The following is a 16,327-nucleotide window of genomic DNA, read 5'->3' as shown; positions in this document are numbered from 1 at the left end:
CGGACGTCGTGGTGATCGGGGCCGGTTCTGGCCGCACGCCGGAGGTACGCCGGCTGCGCGAGCGGGGCGTCCTGGACCGGCTACCCGTGTTCGACCGGATCACACCCGACGGGGTGGCCTGGGCGGACGGGCGGTTCGTACCGGCGGACACCTGGTCGGTTACGGCCCCTCGGCCAGCACGATCGGTGCCAACCGGGCCGGCCGCGCGGCGGTCAACGAGATTCGCCTGGCTGGCCCCGGCCCCCGCTCTCGACTGACCTGGCTCTATTTGACGGATCGCCGGTCAGCGGGCACGGTGGAGGTGGCGGGGCCCTCAGCTGCCCCGATTCGACGCGACGGCAATGACCGTTCGCCCTTTCTGTCGCCTCCCCGATGCGCTCGTACGCGGACCGATCAGCCGGTCTGCGAGGGTTCCGACCGGGAGCCGAGATTCCACGAGGAGTTCCACTCATGCTCACCATGACCGACAATGCCGTGCTCGTCATCCGTGACCTGGCCAACCAGCAGGACGTCGCCGAGGGCGGCGGAGTGCGCATCGCCGCCGACGCCGAGGCCGGCTCGCTCTCGGTGGAGTTGGTGCCCGAGCCGGCGCAGGGCGACCGCGTGGTCGACAACCAGGGTGCCCGCATCTTCCTCGACGAGGACGCGGCCGAACTGCTCGGCGACGCCTCGGTGGACGCCACCGTCGACGACGAGGGCGTCATCCAGTTCGGCTTCACCGAGAAGCAGTAGCCAGCCGTCTCACCGCAGCGAACGTCCGCGCTGTGGCGGACCGGGCCGGGGATTCCACCTCGGCGCGGTGTCGCCGTCCGGGCGCAACAGCGTGGCGAGCACGTACGCCAGGTGGTGCGAGGTGCTCCAGGCCGCCCAGTTGGCGGCCGAACCGGCGCCGGCGCCCCGGCGGGCCCGGCGGAGCAGTTCGTGGTCGCCCCAGGAGAACGCCGCCCCGGTGCTCGGCCAGTGCGGCGCCGACACCAGCGTGCGGCACAGGTCGGCGAACCGCTCGTCGCCCCGGCCACCTCGCCGCGCCCAGCGGTAGATCCACCAGCTGCCGTCGTCGGTGTACCGCACCGTCGGTAGCCGGTCACCAGGATCACCGCTGCCGGACACGGCCGGGTGGACTCCGTAGTCGCCGTAGTCGACCCCGGTGTCGGCCAATCGTTGCCAGAGCTGCCAGTCCCAGCGGTCCAACCGGATCGGCTCGTCGGTGGGCAGCCGGGACAACGTCGGTGGCATCCCACCCGCTGCCACGGTCACCGACCGCCAGGCGTGCCGGCGTGCCCAGTCGAGCAGGCGGCGCACCCGAGGTTCGGCCGCCCGCACATCCGCCGGGCAGCACACGTCCCCGGCGTCCACCAGCAGGTCGCACTCCTCCGGAACGAGGTCGGTGGACCTCCAGACCCGTTCGGCGGCGGCGGTGCTGCCGTCCGGCCCGGCCCGGTCCTGTCCGGCCCGCAGGCGGATCAGCGCCCGCCGGCCGCACGCCCGTGCCGCCGCGCCGTGCACGACCAACCGGTGGTCGCTCTCCGCGAGGCCGATGACCGGCACCAGGGGTACGCCCCAGCGGCTCAGCTCCGCTGCGCGGCTGTCGGGGAGGGCGCTGACGTCCACGGCCGGCCGGAGCCGGGGTGGCAGTCGGCGCAGAACGTCCACTGTGGTCCGGTCGACGGCGCCGATCTCCAGGACCGGGGCGACAAGGGCGGTGGCCGTGTCGTCGAGGTGGCTGAGGGCATCCAGCTCACCGCGCCGGCAGGCGAGGATCGGGCGGTAGACCGGTTCCGCCGCCCGGCTCCCGGGGGCGGGCACCATACTTCAATCTAGCCAGGCATGCGCATATGTCACAGCTGGTGGAGTCGGAATTCGGCTGCTCGACTGTCGCCTCGGCGACTACGCTCCTCCGATGCCTGAGCCCGCGCACCGATACCGCTCCGACGACGAGGACAGCGGCCGGTGGGCCGGATTCCCGTTCCGTGACGGGGACATCGTGATCAGCACCCGTTCCAAGAGCGGCACCACCTGGATGCAGATGATCTGTGCGTTGCTGGTGCTGGGCACTCCCGAGCTGCCGGCGCCGCTGAACGTGCTGTCGCCCTGGCTGGACTGGCTCGCCGAACCCCGTGACGTGGTGTTCGACAGGCTGGCCGCGCAGCCGCACCGGCGGTTCATCAAGACGCACACCCCGCTGGACGGGGTGCCTCTCGACCCCCGGGCGCACTACGTGGTGGTGGCCCGGCACCCGCTGGACATGGCGGTCTCCCTCTACCACCAGGCGAGCAACCTGGATCGGGCGCGCCTCGCGGAGCTGACCGGCCAGCCGGCCCCGTCCGGGCCGGCCCGGGAGCGCGTGCCGGTGGAGCAGTGGCTGCGCAGCTGGGTCGACCAGGAGGTCGACCCGCGCGCCGAGCTGGACTCGCTGCCCGGGGTGATGCTGCACCTGACCGACGCCTGGGCCCGTCGACACGAACCGAACGTCGCGCTGGTGCACTACGACGACCTGTTGGCCGACCTGGGCGGTGAGATGCGCCGGCTCGCCGACCGGTGGGAGCTGCCGCGCCCGGGGCCGGAGCTGGTGGAGGCGGCGACCTTCGGCCGGATGCGCGAGCGGGCCGACCGGCTCGCTCCGGACACGCTCGGTGTGCTGCGCGACCGCCGGGCCTTCTTCCGCCAGGGCGGCTCAGGCCAGGGCCGGAACATGCTGGACGCCACCGCACAGGCCACCTACGAAAAGCGCGCAGCGACGCTGGCCGCCCCCGACCTCCTCACCTGGCTACACCACTAACCCAACCCCGCCCCGCCCCGCCCCGCCCCGCCGCGCCCCGCCCCGGCTGCGTCGATCATGGAGTTGTGGTGCCCAGTCTGATGCCATAGCAGCTACTTTGTCACCCACCACAACTCCATGATCGACATAGGTGGGGGTGGGTGGGGTGGGGTGGGGTGGGGTGGGGGTGGGGGTGGACACGAGCGCGCGGCGCCGTTGGACCGTGGTCGCAACGTCGCCGCGCTCTGGCCGTCTCCCACCACCGCAGCCGTTCGGCGGTACGCCAGCGGGGACCTGGCTCGACCGGCCGCTCGTGCCGGTCGGGGTTGTCGATCCCCGGTACGTGCGGATCCAAACCCGCCGAACGTGGGGAATTCCACCATCTGCGAGTCCCGGCGTGGTGCACCGCCGAACGGGGTATGAGCGGGGGCATGGAGCATTTCACGATCGCTACCGTCGCCGAGAAGAGCCCGGATTTCCGGCGGGTGCTGTGGACCGGTGAGCGCACCCAGCTGGTCATCATGACCATCCCCGCCGGTGGTGAGATCGGCGAGGAGGTCCACGAGGGCATCGACCAGATCCTGACGTTCGTCAGCGGCGTCGGCGAGGCCCGGGTCGCCGGTGAGAAGAAGAAGGTCGCCGCGGGCGACCTGGTCGTGGTGCCGTCCGGCACCAAGCACAACTTCGTCAACACCGGTCCCAACCCGCTGGTGCTGTACACCGTCTACGGCCCGCCGGAGCACGCCGACCAGGCGGTGCACCGGACCAAGGAGGAGGCCGACGCGGCGGAGGCGGCGGGCGAGGACGAGCCGCCCACCGAGTGATCCGGCCGCCGGCTGCGTGATCCGGCCCGATGTGGGTACCCGCGGCGGGTGGAGCAGCAGCCGGCGATCTCCGACTACGCATTCCTCTCGGACTCTCGATCCGGTGCCCTGGTCGGCAAGGACGGGTCGGTCGACTGGTGGTGCCCGCACCGGTTCGACGGGACGTCCGTGTTCGGGCGGCTACTCGACCCGGGCGCCGGGCACTTCACACTGGCGCCGGTGGGCGTCGGCGGACCGGGGCATCGGATGGAGCGGGCGTACCTGCCGGACTCCCTGGTGCTCCGGACGGTGCACCACACGCCGGAGGGCAGTGTGGCGGTCACCGACGCCCTCGCCGCCGAGGCCGGAGCCCGTGCGCACGAGCTGGGCAAGAACTCACCCGCCGTACTGATCCGGGTGGTGCATGGGTTGTCCGGGCGGGTGCGGATGGCGCTGGACTTCGCGCCCCGACCCGAGTACGGGCTGCTCACTCCGTACCTGCACGAGCAGTCCGACGGGAGTGTGCTGGCCGGCGCGGGCCCGGTGGTGCTGGTGTTGCGCGCCGACGGTCTGGACCTGCGGGCGGGCGTCGACCGGGTCAGCCACGAGTTCGAGATCTCCGCCGGTCAGGTGATCGGGATGGACGCGGCGTACGGTGAGGCGTACGGCACCCCGCCGGCCCGGATCAAACCGTTGACCGCTCTCGACGAGACGACGCAGGCGTGGCAGGCGTTCCGCGACACGCACATCTACAAGGGGCGGTACCCCGAACTCGTCCGGCACAGCGCGACGGTCCTGACCGGTCTCACGTACGCCCGCAGTGGCGCGGTCGCCGCGGCGCTGACCAGTTCGCTGCCCGAGCAAATCGGCGGCGACCGCAACTACGACTACCGCTACTCCTGGTTGCGGGACTTCTCGTTGACGATGCGCGCGCTCTGGGTGGCGGCATGTCCCGACGAGACGTCGCGGCTGTTCGCCTGGGCGACCCGCTCGATCGGCCGGTTCGGCGACGAACCCGTGCCGGTGCTCTTCGGGTTGGAGGGTGAGCGGGACATCTCCGAGCACCACTGCGACCACCTGCGCGGGTACCGCGACAGCAGGCCGGTCCGGGTCGGCAACGACGCCTGGCGGCAGCGGCAGCTCGACGTGCCCGGGGAGGTGATGTCGGCGGTGTGGCGGCTGCGCGACTACCTCGGGGCGAGGTTCGACGGTGAGTTGCAGGAGATGGTGCTCGGGTTGGCCGAGCAGGTGGCCGCGACCTGGCATCTGCCGGATCGGGGCATCTGGGAGACCCGGGACGAGGAGCGGCACTACGTGTCGTCCAAGGTGTCCTGCTGGTTGGCGTTGGACCGGGCGGTGGGGCTCGCCGACCGGCTCGGCGACCGGGCCGACCCGCACCGTTGGGCGGCGGTACGCGACGAGATCCGCGACACCGTGCTGCGCGAGGGGTGGAACGAGCGGATCGGGGCGTTCACCGGGGCGTTCGGGTCGCCGGAGCTGGACGCCTCGGTGCTCGCCATGCCGGTGGCGCGTTTTCTGCCGGCCACCGACCCGCGGATGCGCTCCACGATCGAGATGGTCGAGCGGGACCTGGGCACCGAGAACGGATTGCTGCGTCGGTGGACGACCGACCCGGCCGGCTTCCTGCTGTGCTCGTTCTGGCTGGTGGAGTGCCTTGTGATGGCGGGGGAGCCGAAGCGGGCCGAGGCGCTGTTCGAGCGGGTGATCGGGTTCTCCAACGACGTGGGGCTGTTCAGCGAGCAGATCGACCTGACCACCGGGATGCAGCTCGGCAACACCCCGCAGGCGCTCTCGCACATCGGGTTGATCAACGCCGCCTGGCGGTTGACCGAGCCGAACAGTTTCTGAGCCGCGGGCGCGGCTCAGCTCAGCACGGGTACGCCGGACACGTCGACGGTGTCCGGATACTTCAGTCCCGCGCCGGTGTTGAGCACCACCACCCGTTCGCCGGCCCGGATCCACCCGCCGGCGCGCAGGTGCCGGGCCGCCGTCAGGCAGGCCGCGCCCTCCGGGCAGAGCAGCAATCCCTCCCGGCCGGCGAACTCCCGAAGGTCGGCCAGCAGGTCCGCGTCGTCGACGGCAACTGCCGTGCCGGACGACTCCCGCAACGCCGCCAGGATCAGCTCGTCGGCCAGCGGAGCCGGCACGGTGATGCCGAACGCCACGGTGTGCGCGTCCTCCCACGGCTCCGCCCGGTCCGCACCGGCGGCGAACGCCCGCACGATCGGCGCGCAGCCGGTCGACTGCACGGCCACCAGTCGGGGCAGCTTGTCGCCGATCCAGCCCAGCTCGCGTAGCTCGTGCATGGCCTTGTGGATGCCGATCAGGCCGACACCGCCGCCCGTCGGATAGATGATCACGTCGGGGATCTGCCAGCCGAGCTGCTCGACGATCTCGTACCCCATCGTCTTCTTGCCCTCGAGCCGGTAGGGCTCGCGCAGCGTGCCGGCGTCGAAGATCGTTCCCTTCGACTCCGCGATCAACTCGGCCACCCGCCGACCGGCGTCGCTGATCAGCCCGTCGACCAGGCGCAGATCCGCGCCGGCGGCGACGCACTCGCGTCGACAGATGCCCGGCGCCTCCAGCGGCATGACGATGGTCGCGCCGATCCCGGCCCGCGCGGCGTACGTGGCCCAGGCCGACCCGGCGTTGCCGTTGGTGGGCATGGCGATCCGCTCGACGCCCAGCTCACGGGCGCGGCTCACGCCGACCGCGGCGCCCCGTGCCTTGAACGAGCCGGTCGGGATCAACCCCTCGTCCTTCACCAACAGGTCGGTGATGCCGATCTCGGTGCCGTACGCGGGAGCGCGCAGCAGCGGCGTCCAGCCCTCACCGAGCGTCGTGACGTGCCGTGGGTCGCCGACCGGCAGCAGCTCCCGGTAGCGCCACAGGTCGGCCGGGCGCAGCGGGAAGCGTTCCGGGGTGACCGCCTTCGCCACCGCCGGCAGGTCGTAGCGGGCCAGCAGCGGCGAGCCGCACCCGCAGAGGTTCTGCAACCGGTCGGCGGGGTGCTCGCGTCCGCAGCGCGGACAGTCCAGGTGGGTCAGGTACACGTCGCTCCTCGCGTCAGACCGCGTCGACGCTCAGCCAGTGCCGACTGCGCCGCCCCGGCTCGTAGACCGAGTCCAGCCGCTTGGCGACCACGCCCGGCAGGCCTTGCTCCTGCCCGGCGCGCAGGGCCTCGTCGCCCGCGCCGGGGAACCACGGCGGAGTCTGCCAGTGCGTACCCGCCAAGGCCAGCCCATCGAGCAGCTCCCGGCGTTGCGCGTACGGCACGTCGACGCTGCTCACGCCCTCCAGCCGCAGCAGGTCGACCACCAGGTGCTGGGCGCCCGTGGGGCTCCGCTCCGGCACGGGCTCCGGTGTCCGGGCCGCGTCCCGTCGTCGCCGGTACTCCTCCAACCGGTCCGTCACACTCCGCATTCTCCGCCATGGCGAACCGTCGCGCTGGACGCCGGAGTGTCCGGTTCACTCGGCGGCAGCGGGCTCGGCGGGGTAGAACGGACCTCATGGACCTCACCGACCAGCCCGCCGCCCTGCTCCCCGGTGACGTGCGGATGCCCCTGCTCGGCTTCGGCACCTGGCAGGCCACCGGCCAGGCCGGCTACGACGCGGTGCTGGCCGCGCTCGACACCGGCTACCGGCACATCGACACCGCCACCGTGTACGGCAACGAGCGGGAGGTCGGCCGGGCGGTGCGGGAGAGCGGGCTGCGCCGGGATGACGTCTTCATCACCACGAAGCTCCCGCCGAACCGGGTGGGCCAGGAGCGCGCGACGTTGGAGGCCAGCCTGGAGGCGCTCGGCGTCGACCACCTGGACCTGTGGTTGATCCACTGGCCGCCGTCGTCACCGACGGACAGCATCCCGCTCTGGCGGGAGCTGATCGCCGCCCGGGACGAGAACCTGACCCGGGCGATCGGCGTCAGCAACTACAGCACCGGGCAGATCGACGAGTTGATCCAGTCGACCGAGGAGAACCCGGCGGTCAACCAGATCGAGTGGAGTCCGGCGCTGTACGACCGGCAGCGGCACGCCGAGCACCGGGACCGGGGGGTGGTGTTGGAGGGGTACAGCCCGTTCAAGACCAGTGACCTCAGCGACCCGGTGCTGACCAGGATCGCGGCGGCGCACGACGTCTCCCCGGCGCAGGTGGTGCTGCGCTGGCACATCGACCACGAGATCGTGGCGATCCCGAAGTCGGTGACGCCGGAGCGGATCACCGCCAACTTCGACGTGTTCCACTTCTCGCTGACGGCGGAGGAGATGCGCGACATCGACGCGCTCGGCGACACCTGACACGGCGGTTTCCTTCAATCATCGCTCCGGCGGTGAAGGGTATCGACATCGACGTCCGTGACGGTATAGCGTGCCCGTCAGCACGATCGTCGATCCGTTCGTGCCCGCCGTCGCTGGAGGATCGCCATGACCCGATCACCATCCATCCGTCTGCGCCGCCGCGGGGTGCTCGGCATCCCCGCCCTGGTGGTCGCCGCGTTGACAGTCGTCGCCCGCCCCCGGCCGGCGAACGCCGCACCGCAGGCCGAGTGCCTCGCCGACCTGTTCCAGGACGCCTGATGGCGACCATTCCCTGGCTCGTCGACGTGCTGCGCGGCGCCGGGGTCCAGGTCGTCGTCGAGGGCGACTGGCTCAACCGGATGCGACCCGGCTCCTTCGACCCGATCGGTGTGCTCTGGCACCACACCGCCTCCACCAGCAGCGCCGGCAACCCGCACCCGGCGCTCGGCATCTGCATCAACGGCCGGTCCGACCTGCCCGGGCCGCTCTGTCAGGCGCTCGTCGACTACAACGGTGTCTTCCACGTCATCTCCGCCGGCCGCTGCAACCACGCGGGGGTCAGCGGTGGCAGCGGGCCGATCCCGTCCGGGGACGGCAACACCCTGATGATCGGGTGGGAGATCGACTACAACGGCGTCAACCAGGAGATGACCGCCGCGCAGTACAACGCGTCGATCGCCGCCACCGCCGCCGTGCTCACCCGCCTCGGCCGCGACAGCAGCTACGCCCGCGGTCACCGGGAGACCAGCACCACCGGCAAGATCGACCCGTCCTTCATCGACCTCACCGTGATGAGGGCCGACGTCGCGGCGAAGATGGCCGGCAGCGGCACCGCGTGGTCTTCCACTGTGGACAACACCACGGCCGGCCGGTTCACCGCCAGCGCCAGCTGGGGTGTCTCGACGTACTCCAGCCAGCGGTACGGCGCCGACTACCGGTACGCCGATCCGGTCGCCGCCAGCGACCCCGCCTGGTACCGGTTCAACGTGCCGGCGGCCGGCAACTACCGGGTCGAGGCCTGGTGGCCGACGAACAGCGGCTACAACAGCGCCACCCCGTACATCGTCGCCACCAGCTCCGGCAACCGGACCGTCTACGTCGACCAGCGGGTGACCGGCGGGCAGTGGCGGGTCCTCGGCACGTTCGCGCTGCCGGCGGGTGACGCCAACCGGGTGGCGGTGAGCCGGTGGAGCAACGCCACCGGTCTGGTCATCGCCGACGCCGTACGCCTCACCCGGGTCTGACCGACCCCGCCGTCGGGCGAAACCGGGCGGCGGATGTCGGTGCGTTGATCTAAGGTCATCGCTCCACCTCTAGAAGGAGCAACGTGATCCGCTTCCGCACCATCCTGGCGACCGGCCTGACCGCCGCCGCGACGGTCACCCTGTTCGCCGGCCCGGCGCAGGCCGACAGCGTCAGCCGCCACGCGCACGCCCACTTCGACGGCGACGGCAGCATGTTCGTCGACGTGACCCGGCCCGCGGTCGGCGACACGGTCGTCGACGTCGAGTGGCACAAGAGCGCCTGTGGCGTCACCGACGGCGTGTACGGCTGCGACAGCGTCTCCCGCAGCGCGTACGACGTGCCGGTCACCCGCTTCTCGTTCTCGCTGACCGACGGCGCGAAGCTCACCGCCACCGTGCCCTACCGGGAGTCTCGGCAGCACTGCGACGTTGTCGACGGGGACGAGATCTGCGGTGAGCGGCAGGAGAGCACGGGCAGCACCGTCCTCAAGGTCACCTGGGTGCCGAACGGCGAGCCGCTCGAGCGCGAGCGGTGGACGGCTGAGGACGGCACCGTCCACATCAGCACGTCCACCTGGACGACAGTCTCGGGCAGCGGGTTCGGCAGCGCCTACGACGACCCCGCGTCCAGCTTCGGCAAGCTGTCCCGGTCGCGGAGCATCCCGCCGGCCGCCTGAGCGGACCGCTGACCACACCGGGGCCGTGCGGTGCTGACCACCTGGTCACCACCGCACGGTCCCCGCTCATGGACTCGACATCACGGGATCGGAGTGGATCGCGGGGGCGGCAACTCGTGACGCACCGGTCCCTGCGCACCCGAAGGCTGGCGGCCCCGGGTCACGCACGGGGAGGTGCGTTTGCCGGTGCCGAGCCCGTCGGTGCCCGCACGATGTAGCCACGAGCCGTGCACCTCGTCGACATGGACGGTGCCGCCGGCCCGGGTGTAGGACGCCTGCCAGTCGCGGATCGTCTCGTATGCGCCATGGTCGAGGTAGTCCAGGTGCAGTTCGAGTTCGACGTGCTGTCCCGGGGGCAGGGCGGCGAGTCGGCGGGTGAGGCGTCCGGAGGCGACGAAGGCGAGTGTTCCGATGATCGAGACGAGCCATGCGCCGGATCTCGGCTGGGTGACGTGGATCTCGCAGCGGGCCAACCGCCACAACATGAAGAGCACCGCTGTCGCCATGCCCAACCCGACCCCGATGAGCAGGTCCGTCGCGGCCACGCCGACCGCTGTGACGACATAGATGGGCAGCTCCCGGTGTCGGGCGTAGGTGCGGATCTGGGCGAGGCTCACCAGGCGTACGCCGACCACCACGAGGACGGCGGCGAGCGCGGCCATCGGGATCATCTCCAGCAGTACGGCGCCGGCCATCACGAACCCGGCGATCCAGACTCCGTGCAGGACGGCAGAGGCGCGGGTGCGTGCCCCGGCTGCGACGTTGGCCGAGCTGCGCACGATGACGCCGGTGACCGGGAGGCCGCCGAGCCCTCCGGACACGGCGTTCGCGGCGCCCTGGGCGATGAGTTCACGATCGAGGTTCGCCCGTGGGCCGTGGTGCATCCGGTCGACGGCCACCGCGGAGAGAAGAGATTCCACACTTGCCACCAGGGCGATGGTGAGGACTGCCGGGAGGACCTCCCACGGCGGTGCGTCGGGCCAGCGGGCGAAGGTGAGCGCGCCCAGGGGGTCGGCGGGCAGGTCCACCCGCTCCACGTCGGCGTCGAGGATTGTCGCGACCACTGTGGTGACCACCACCGCGACCAGGGTCGCCGGCAGCATCGTGGTCTTGACCAGACGCGACCAGACCAGCAGCAGGATCATAGTCAGCGCGCCGAGCAGCACCGACACGCTGTGGTGGTCGGCGATCTGGCCGGGTAGGTCACGGAGGTTCGCCCACGCCGAGCTCTGGGGCGCGCCGCCGAGCGCGACGTGGACCTGGCTCAGCGCGATGACCAGGCCGATGCCGGCCAGCATCCCGTGGACGACCGTTGGCGACAGGGCGAGCGCGGCCCGCCCGAGGCGGGTGACGCCCAGCAGGATCTGTAGCAGGCCGGCGACGGTCACGATCGCGGCGGTGCCGGCGAAGCCGAACTCGGCGATGGTGCCCGCGACGATCACGGTGAGCCCGGCCGCCGGCCCGCTCACCTGGAGCGGTGCGCCACTGAGCGCGCCGGCGACTATTCCGCCCACGACGGCGGCGACCAACCCGGCCAGCAGCGGTGCTCCGGAGGCGGCAGCGATGCCCAGGGACAGCGGGATGGCGATCAGGAAGACGACGATCGACGAGGGAACATCGTGCCGAAATGACGCGAAAGTCGACATCTGCCGAAAGGTACTTAGATAATATTAATGCATAGTTAAGCGTGATTCTTTCACCCTTCTCATCGCCGGTCTGCCGTGCGGATTGCCGCGCCGTCAACCTGGGCAGGCGGCTGACCACCGACGAGCGGGGGCGCGACCTGGACGGTCGCGCCCCCGCACGTGGTGGTGGGGTCGGGTCAGTTACGGGAGCAGGTTGCCCCGTTGAGCGAGAAGCTGCTCGGCGACGAGTACGACCCGTTCAGCGTCCCCTGGTAGCCGAAGCTCGCCGTGCCACCGGGTGCGATGGACCCGTTGTGGCCGACGTTTCGGGCGGTCACCGCAGAGCCGCTCTGGCTGACCGTGGCGTTCCAGGCGTTGGTGACGGTCTGCCCGCTGGGCAGGTTGTAGTTCAGCGCCCAGCCGTTGATGGCACTGGACCCGGTGTTGGTGACAAGCACGTCGGCGGTGAAGCCGTTGTTCCACGAGTTCGCCGTGTACTTCACCGCGCAGCTCGCGCCGCCGCCCGGCGGCGGGGTGGTCGGCGGCGGGTTGGTGGGGCCGCCACCGCCGTTGACGTTGGCCGAGAACGACGTCACCGCGAGGCCGACGCCACCCTGCCACGGCTCGAAGCCGGCCTGGATGCTGGTCAGGTACCAGGAGTTGGTGATCGCGCCACGGTTGCGGGTGTCGTTGATGAAGTCCAGCACGCTGAAGTTCAGGCTGGAGATCGCCGACTGCGCGACGTAGGAGATGACGTTGTTGGAGCCGTTGCTGCCCCGCCAGACCTCCCAGGTGCGGCCGGCGAGGTTGGTGGTGCCGACCACCGAGCCGATGGGCTGGATCGAGCCCTGCCGATTGAGCCAGATCATGATCTCCATCTGGTTCACCCCGTCCCGCTTGGGCGACGGGTCCAGCCAGATGTCGTACGACGCGTTGTAGGTGGCGCCGCTGACGTACCGGTAGGAGATGCTGCTGGTGGCGCTGCTGATCTGACTCACCTGCATCGGCAGGTTCGTGCCGGGGGAGCAGTTGGTGTAATGACAACCGAAGAACACCGAGGGGTACGCCGTGGGTGCCCCGTTGGTGGGGCTGCTGCCGTTCAGCGTTCGGATCTCGAACCCGTTGTTGGTGACGTTGATGCACTGTTGGGCGGTGGTGCCCCAGCGGTTGTTCTGCACCACGTAGCGGCCCTGGATGGTGGTCGAGCCGTACTGCTCACAGATCAGGGTGTCGGCGGAGGCGGTGCCGCCGAGGGTCACGGCCACCAGCGAGCTGGTGAGGAGGAGCCCGGCGGCGGCCAGGGCCCGAAGTTGACGTTTCATGATGCTCCTTGACTCGGCGCGTGCCGGGCGCGGATGTGGTGGGATGGTGCGGGAGCGCTCCCACGCTCAACGACACATTTACATGCTTGAAACTAAGGCGCAACTGCATGCGTCAAACTGGCGAATTGTGAGGATTGCCACGCCCCCGCCGGACGGCTGTCACCCGACAGCCAGCTAAGCGCCGCGAACCGCCGACGGGAGCCACCGAGACGGCCGATTGGGGCCTGGTGTGGGGCAATAGCTCCGAGTAGCGTGTTGCCTCCAACGCGTTCCGCTCCCCCTCCGGAGGCGTACACCACCATGGGTGGCTCCCCCCTGCGCATCCTCGTCGTCGGCGCGGGCATCGCTGGCCTCGCCGTGGCCCGGGCGCTACGCCTGGCGGGCTTCCGGCCGGACGTCACCGACAAGCTGCCGCCGGGGGAGTCCACCGAGACCGGCCTCTACCTGCCCGGCAACGCCGCCCGGGCGCTGCACCGGCTCGGCCTGCACGACCCGGTCCGCCCGCTCGGGCAGGTGATCCACCGGCAGCACTTCTTCGACGCCGCAGGCGCGCACCTCTGCGAGGTCGACCTCGACACCCTCTGGGCGGGGGTCGGGGAGTGTCGTGCGTTGCCCCGGGCCGACCTGCACCGGGTGCTGCTCAGCGGCGCCGGCGGGGCCGTGCGGCACGGCGCCGAGGTCCGCACCCTGGACCTGCTGCCGGGCGCGGTCGGCGTCACCTTCACCGACGGCACCACCACTGAGTACGACCTGGTCATCGGTGCCGACGGGCCACGCTCCTCGGTGCGGGCGTTGGCCGCGCTCGGAGGGCCGCCCCGGCCGGTCGGGCAGGTGGTCTACCGGGCGGTGCTGCGGGACGGCCCGCCGGTCGCCGAGTGGACCGCCCTGCTCGGCCAGCGCTCCGGTTTCCTGATGGTGCCGATCGGCGCCGGGCGACTGCACCTGTACGCCGACGAGGCCGGCACCGAGAAGCCCGCCGAGCCCCTCGCGCGGCTGCGGGAACTCTTCGCCGACTACCGGGGCCCGGTGCCCGAGGTGCTGGCCGCGCTCGACGAGGTGCACGTCGGGATCACCGACGAGGTGGAGCTGGGCCGCTGGCACCGGGGGCGGGTGCTGCTGGTCGGCGACGCCGCGCACGCCACCGCGCCGACGCTCTCCCAGGGTGCGGCGATGGCGCTGGAGGATGCGGTGGTGCTGGCCGAGTCGCTGCGGGCCGCCAACAGTGTCGACGCGGCCCTGGTCGCGTACGAGAGTCGTCGCCGCCCGCGTACCCGATGGGTGCGGGACCGGACCCGGGACCGCAACCGGACCAGGGACGTGCCGCCGGCGCTGCGCGACCCCCTGCTGCGCGGACGCGGCGGCCGGATCTTCGGCGAGCACTACCGGCTCCTGCTCGGCCCGCTGTAGGCCCGTAGTAGATCGTGTCACGCCACCCCACGCGGCGCTGCGACCTGCCGGGGACTATCCTCCTTGCGGATGACGGCCCGCCGATAACCAGCGTGTGCCGAGCGGGACAACCGAGAACCGGAGGCCACTCGTGACCACCGTCGCACCCAAGCCGGTCGTGACCCGGCCCTGGCCGGTCCGGGAGCCGGTCAAGGGGTCGGCCTTCGCGCGGCTGCTGCGAACCACGGACGCGAAGCAGATCGGGATCATGTACATGATCACCGCGTTCGTGTTCTTCATGATCGGTGGCCTGATGGCCCTGATCATGCGGGCTGAGCTGGCCCGACCCGGGCTGCAGTTCCTGTCGCCGGAGCAGTACAACCAGCTCTTCACGATGCACGGCACGATCATGTTGCTGTTCTTCGCGACGCCGATCGTGTTCGCCTTCGCGAACTACATCGTGCCGATCCAGATCGGCGCACCCGACGTCTCCTTCCCCCGGCTGAACAGCTTCGCCTACTGGCTGTACCTGTTCGGCGGCACGATGGCGACCGCCGGGTTCATCACCCCGGGTGGCGCCGCCGACTTCGGCTGGTTCGCGTACGCGCCGCTGAGCAGCGTCGAGCACTCGCCCGGCGTCGGCGCCAACATGTGGATCATGGGGCTGGCCATCTCCGGCCTGGGCACCATCCTCGGTGCGGTGAACATGATCACCACCGTGCTGACGCTCCGCGCGCCCGGCATGACCATGTTCCGGATGCCGATCTTCACGTGGAACATCCTGGTCACCAGCCTCCTGGTGATCCTGGTCTTCCCGCTGCTGGCCGCCGCGCTGTTCGCGCTCGCCGCGGACCGGATCCTCGGCGCGCACGTCTACGACCCGGCAACCGGTGGGCCGATGCTCTGGCAGCACCTGTTCTGGTTCTTCGGGCACCCCGAGGTCTACATCGTGGCGTTGCCGTTCTTCGGCATCATCAGTGAGATCATCCCGGTCTTCTCCCGCAAGCCGATCTTCGGCTACAAGGGTCTGGTCGCCGCGACCGTCGCGATCGCCGCGCTCTCCATGAGCGTCTGGGCGCACCACATGTTCGCCACCGGCCAGGTGCTGCTGCCGTTCTTCAGCTTCCTGAGCTACCTGATCGCCGTGCCGACCGGTATGAAGTTCTTCAACTGGATCGGCACCATGTGGCGGGGCCAGATCAGCTTCGAGACGCCCATGCTCTGGGCGGTCGGCTTCCTGGTCACCTTCCTCTTCGGTGGTCTCACCGGTGTGCTGCTGGCCAGCCCGCCGATCGACTTCCACGTGTCGGACTCGTACTTCGTGGTGGCGCACTTCCACTACGTGCTCTTCGGCACCATCGTGTTCGCGGTCTTCGCGGGCATCTACTTCTGGTTCCCGAAGATGTTCGGCCGGATGCTCGACGAGCGCCTGGGCAAGGTGCACTTCTGGCTCACCATGATCGGTTTCCACACCACGTTCCTGGTGCAGCACTGGCTCGGCAACGAGGGCATGCCCCGCCGGTACGCCGACTACCTGCCCGATGACGGCTTCACCACGCTGAACATGATCTCCACGATCGGCGCGTTCATCACCGGTATCTCCACGCTGCCGTTCATCTACAACTGCTGGAAGTCGTACAAGACCGGCCCGGTGGTCGAGGTGAACGACCCCTGGGGGCACGGCAACTCGCTGGAGTGGGCGACCAGCAGCCCGCCGCCGCTGCGCAACTTCGACAGGATGCCCCGCATCCGCTCGGAGCGGCCGGCGTTCGACGCGAAGTTCCCGGAGCTGGCCGCCGGCGGCCAGAGCCTGGCCGGCCCGCCGGAGGGTGGCGCCAAGCCGCTCACCAGCGAGTCGGACGGCGGCGCGAGCTACCGCGAGGACACCGCCAGCGACATCGATCGGCACTGACGCTCCACGCTCAGCAGCACGACGGGCGCCTCTCCTGAACTACCGGGAGCGGCGCCCGTCGCCGTCTGCCGGGTCGGCGGGTGCCCGGTTCGGGTCGATGTCGCTCGGCCGCGGGCGCGCCGCCAGGCGCAGCGGGGCACCTGTCGGGGAATGCGCCGGGTGGCACGGGGTCGGCAGCAACGGTCGGCCCCGGGTCATGCCCTGTGAAGCCTGATGCCGCTGTGGCATCTAGATGCCACAGCGGCATCAGGCTTAGAGACGAGGGTGCCCGTCTTCGGGGA

Annotated in this window: 14 protein-coding genes and 1 pseudogene; 10 read left to right on the top strand and 5 right to left on the bottom strand. The window is 70.7% G+C overall.

Going from position 1 to position 16,327, the window contains the following annotated elements:
• Positions 1-450 precede the first annotated feature (450 nt).
• Positions 451-732: an adhesin gene (locus GA0070612_RS00625; RefSeq protein WP_088986130.1), complete on the top strand. Its 282-nt coding sequence runs from the start codon at positions 451-453 to the stop codon at positions 730-732.
• Between the two features lie 9 nt (positions 733-741).
• Here the strand turns inward: GA0070612_RS00625 and GA0070612_RS00620 are convergent, their stop codons facing one another.
• Positions 742-1,809, bottom strand: a complete 1,068-nt coding sequence (locus GA0070612_RS00620) for a beta family protein (RefSeq protein WP_197699282.1) — start codon at positions 1,807-1,809, stop codon at positions 742-744.
• Positions 1,810-1,900: 91 nt separating this feature from the next.
• Between GA0070612_RS00620 and GA0070612_RS00615 the strand changes: the two genes are divergently transcribed.
• The 3 genes from GA0070612_RS00615 to GA0070612_RS00605 all read left to right on the top strand — a co-directional run bounded on the left by GA0070612_RS00615 (position 1,901) and on the right by GA0070612_RS00605 (position 5,430).
• Positions 1,901-2,779, top strand: a complete 879-nt coding sequence (locus tag GA0070612_RS00615; protein WP_088986129.1) for a sulfotransferase domain-containing protein — start codon at positions 1,901-1,903, stop codon at positions 2,777-2,779.
• Positions 2,780-3,189: 410 nt separating this feature from the next.
• Positions 3,190-3,582, top strand: coding sequence for a cupin domain-containing protein (locus GA0070612_RS00610; RefSeq protein ID WP_088986128.1), 393 nt, complete (start codon positions 3,190-3,192; stop codon positions 3,580-3,582).
• Positions 3,583-3,630: 48 nt separating this feature from the next.
• Entirely contained in the window at positions 3,631-5,430 is a 1,800-nt protein-coding gene (locus GA0070612_RS00605) for a glycoside hydrolase family 15 protein (protein ID WP_088986127.1), read from the top strand.
• Between the two features lie 14 nt (positions 5,431-5,444).
• On the opposite strand, the gene GA0070612_RS00600 is transcribed toward GA0070612_RS00605, so the two are convergent.
• Both GA0070612_RS00600 and GA0070612_RS00595 read right to left on the bottom strand, forming a co-directional pair.
• The gene (locus tag GA0070612_RS00600; RefSeq protein ID WP_088986126.1) at positions 5,445-6,635 is read right to left on the bottom strand and encodes a threonine synthase; all 1,191 of its coding nucleotides are present in this window, start codon (positions 6,633-6,635) and stop codon (positions 5,445-5,447) included.
• A gap of 13 nt (positions 6,636-6,648) precedes the next feature.
• A pseudogene (locus GA0070612_RS00595) lies at positions 6,649-6,912 on the bottom strand (ATP-dependent DNA ligase); the annotation flags it as partial.
• A gap of 179 nt (positions 6,913-7,091) precedes the next feature.
• On the opposite strand from GA0070612_RS00595, the gene GA0070612_RS00590 reads away from it, so the two are divergent.
• The 4 genes from GA0070612_RS00590 (at position 7,092) to GA0070612_RS00580 (ending at position 9,801) form a co-directional block, all read left to right on the top strand.
• Positions 7,092-7,880: an aldo/keto reductase gene (locus GA0070612_RS00590; protein WP_088986125.1), complete on the top strand. Its 789-nt coding sequence runs from the start codon at positions 7,092-7,094 to the stop codon at positions 7,878-7,880.
• Between the two features lie 126 nt (positions 7,881-8,006).
• Entirely contained in the window at positions 8,007-8,159 is a 153-nt protein-coding gene (locus GA0070612_RS31745) for a hypothetical protein (protein ID WP_167393592.1), read from the top strand.
• Positions 8,159-9,124, top strand: coding sequence for a golvesin C-terminal-like domain-containing protein (locus tag GA0070612_RS00585; RefSeq protein ID WP_088986124.1), 966 nt, complete (start codon positions 8,159-8,161; stop codon positions 9,122-9,124). Before GA0070612_RS31745 ends, GA0070612_RS00585 begins: the two co-directional genes overlap by 1 nt.
• A gap of 83 nt (positions 9,125-9,207) precedes the next feature.
• A complete protein-coding gene (locus GA0070612_RS00580) occupies positions 9,208-9,801 on the top strand; it encodes a hypothetical protein (RefSeq protein WP_088986123.1) in 594 nt (197 codons plus the stop codon).
• 80 nt (positions 9,802-9,881) lie between these two features.
• Here GA0070612_RS00580 and GA0070612_RS00575 read toward each other — a convergent pair whose 3' ends face one another.
• Together GA0070612_RS00575 and GA0070612_RS00570 are read right to left on the bottom strand one after the other, a co-directional pair.
• Positions 9,882-11,447 (bottom strand): SulP family inorganic anion transporter, encoded by a 1,566-nt coding sequence (locus GA0070612_RS00575; RefSeq protein ID WP_088986122.1) that lies wholly within the window; start codon positions 11,445-11,447, stop codon positions 9,882-9,884.
• Between the two features lie 176 nt (positions 11,448-11,623).
• Positions 11,624-12,748 (bottom strand): GH12 family glycosyl hydrolase domain-containing protein, encoded by a 1,125-nt coding sequence (locus GA0070612_RS00570; RefSeq protein ID WP_088986121.1) that lies wholly within the window; start codon positions 12,746-12,748, stop codon positions 11,624-11,626.
• A 300-nt stretch (positions 12,749-13,048) separates the two neighbouring features.
• Here GA0070612_RS00570 and GA0070612_RS00565 point away from each other — a divergent pair, with 300 nt between their 5' ends.
• Positions 13,049-14,155 carry an FAD-dependent monooxygenase gene (locus tag GA0070612_RS00565; RefSeq protein WP_088986120.1) on the top strand — a complete coding sequence of 369 codons (1,107 nt, stop codon included), beginning with the start codon at positions 13,049-13,051 and terminating at the stop codon, positions 14,153-14,155.
• Between the two features lie 130 nt (positions 14,156-14,285).
• Complete coding sequence (ctaD, locus tag GA0070612_RS00560) at positions 14,286-16,046, top strand: aa3-type cytochrome oxidase subunit I (protein ID WP_088986119.1); 1,761 nt, start codon at positions 14,286-14,288, stop codon at positions 16,044-16,046.
• Positions 16,047-16,327 lie beyond the last annotated feature (281 nt).

The organism is Micromonospora chokoriensis, assembly GCF_900091505.1.
GTDB lineage: Bacteria > Actinomycetota > Actinomycetes > Mycobacteriales > Micromonosporaceae > Micromonospora > Micromonospora chokoriensis.
This window is presented reverse-complemented; position numbering and strand designations above follow the sequence as displayed.

Bases quoted from the DNA above. Each gene is read 5' to 3' on its own strand.
- GA0070612_RS00625 (WP_088986130.1), top strand. From the start codon at position 451: ATGCTCACCATGACCGACAATGCCGTGCTCGTCATCCGTGACCTGGCC.
- GA0070612_RS00620 (WP_197699282.1), bottom strand. From the start codon at position 1,809: ATGGTGCCCGCCCCCGGGAGCCGGGCGGCGGAACCGGTCTACCGCCCG.
- GA0070612_RS00615 (WP_088986129.1), top strand. From the start codon at position 1,901: ATGCCTGAGCCCGCGCACCGATACCGCTCCGACGACGAGGACAGCGGC.
- GA0070612_RS00610 (WP_088986128.1), top strand. From the start codon at position 3,190: ATGGAGCATTTCACGATCGCTACCGTCGCCGAGAAGAGCCCGGATTTC.
- GA0070612_RS00590 (WP_088986125.1), top strand. From the start codon at position 7,092: ATGGACCTCACCGACCAGCCCGCCGCCCTGCTCCCCGGTGACGTGCGG.
- GA0070612_RS31745 (WP_167393592.1), top strand. From the start codon at position 8,007: ATGACCCGATCACCATCCATCCGTCTGCGCCGCCGCGGGGTGCTCGGC.
- GA0070612_RS00585 (WP_088986124.1), top strand. From the start codon at position 8,159: ATGGCGACCATTCCCTGGCTCGTCGACGTGCTGCGCGGCGCCGGGGTC.
- GA0070612_RS00575 (WP_088986122.1), bottom strand. From the start codon at position 11,447: ATGTCGACTTTCGCGTCATTTCGGCACGATGTTCCCTCGTCGATCGTC.
- GA0070612_RS00570 (WP_088986121.1), bottom strand. From the start codon at position 12,748: ATGAAACGTCAACTTCGGGCCCTGGCCGCCGCCGGGCTCCTCCTCACC.
- GA0070612_RS00565 (WP_088986120.1), top strand. From the start codon at position 13,049: ATGGGTGGCTCCCCCCTGCGCATCCTCGTCGTCGGCGCGGGCATCGCT.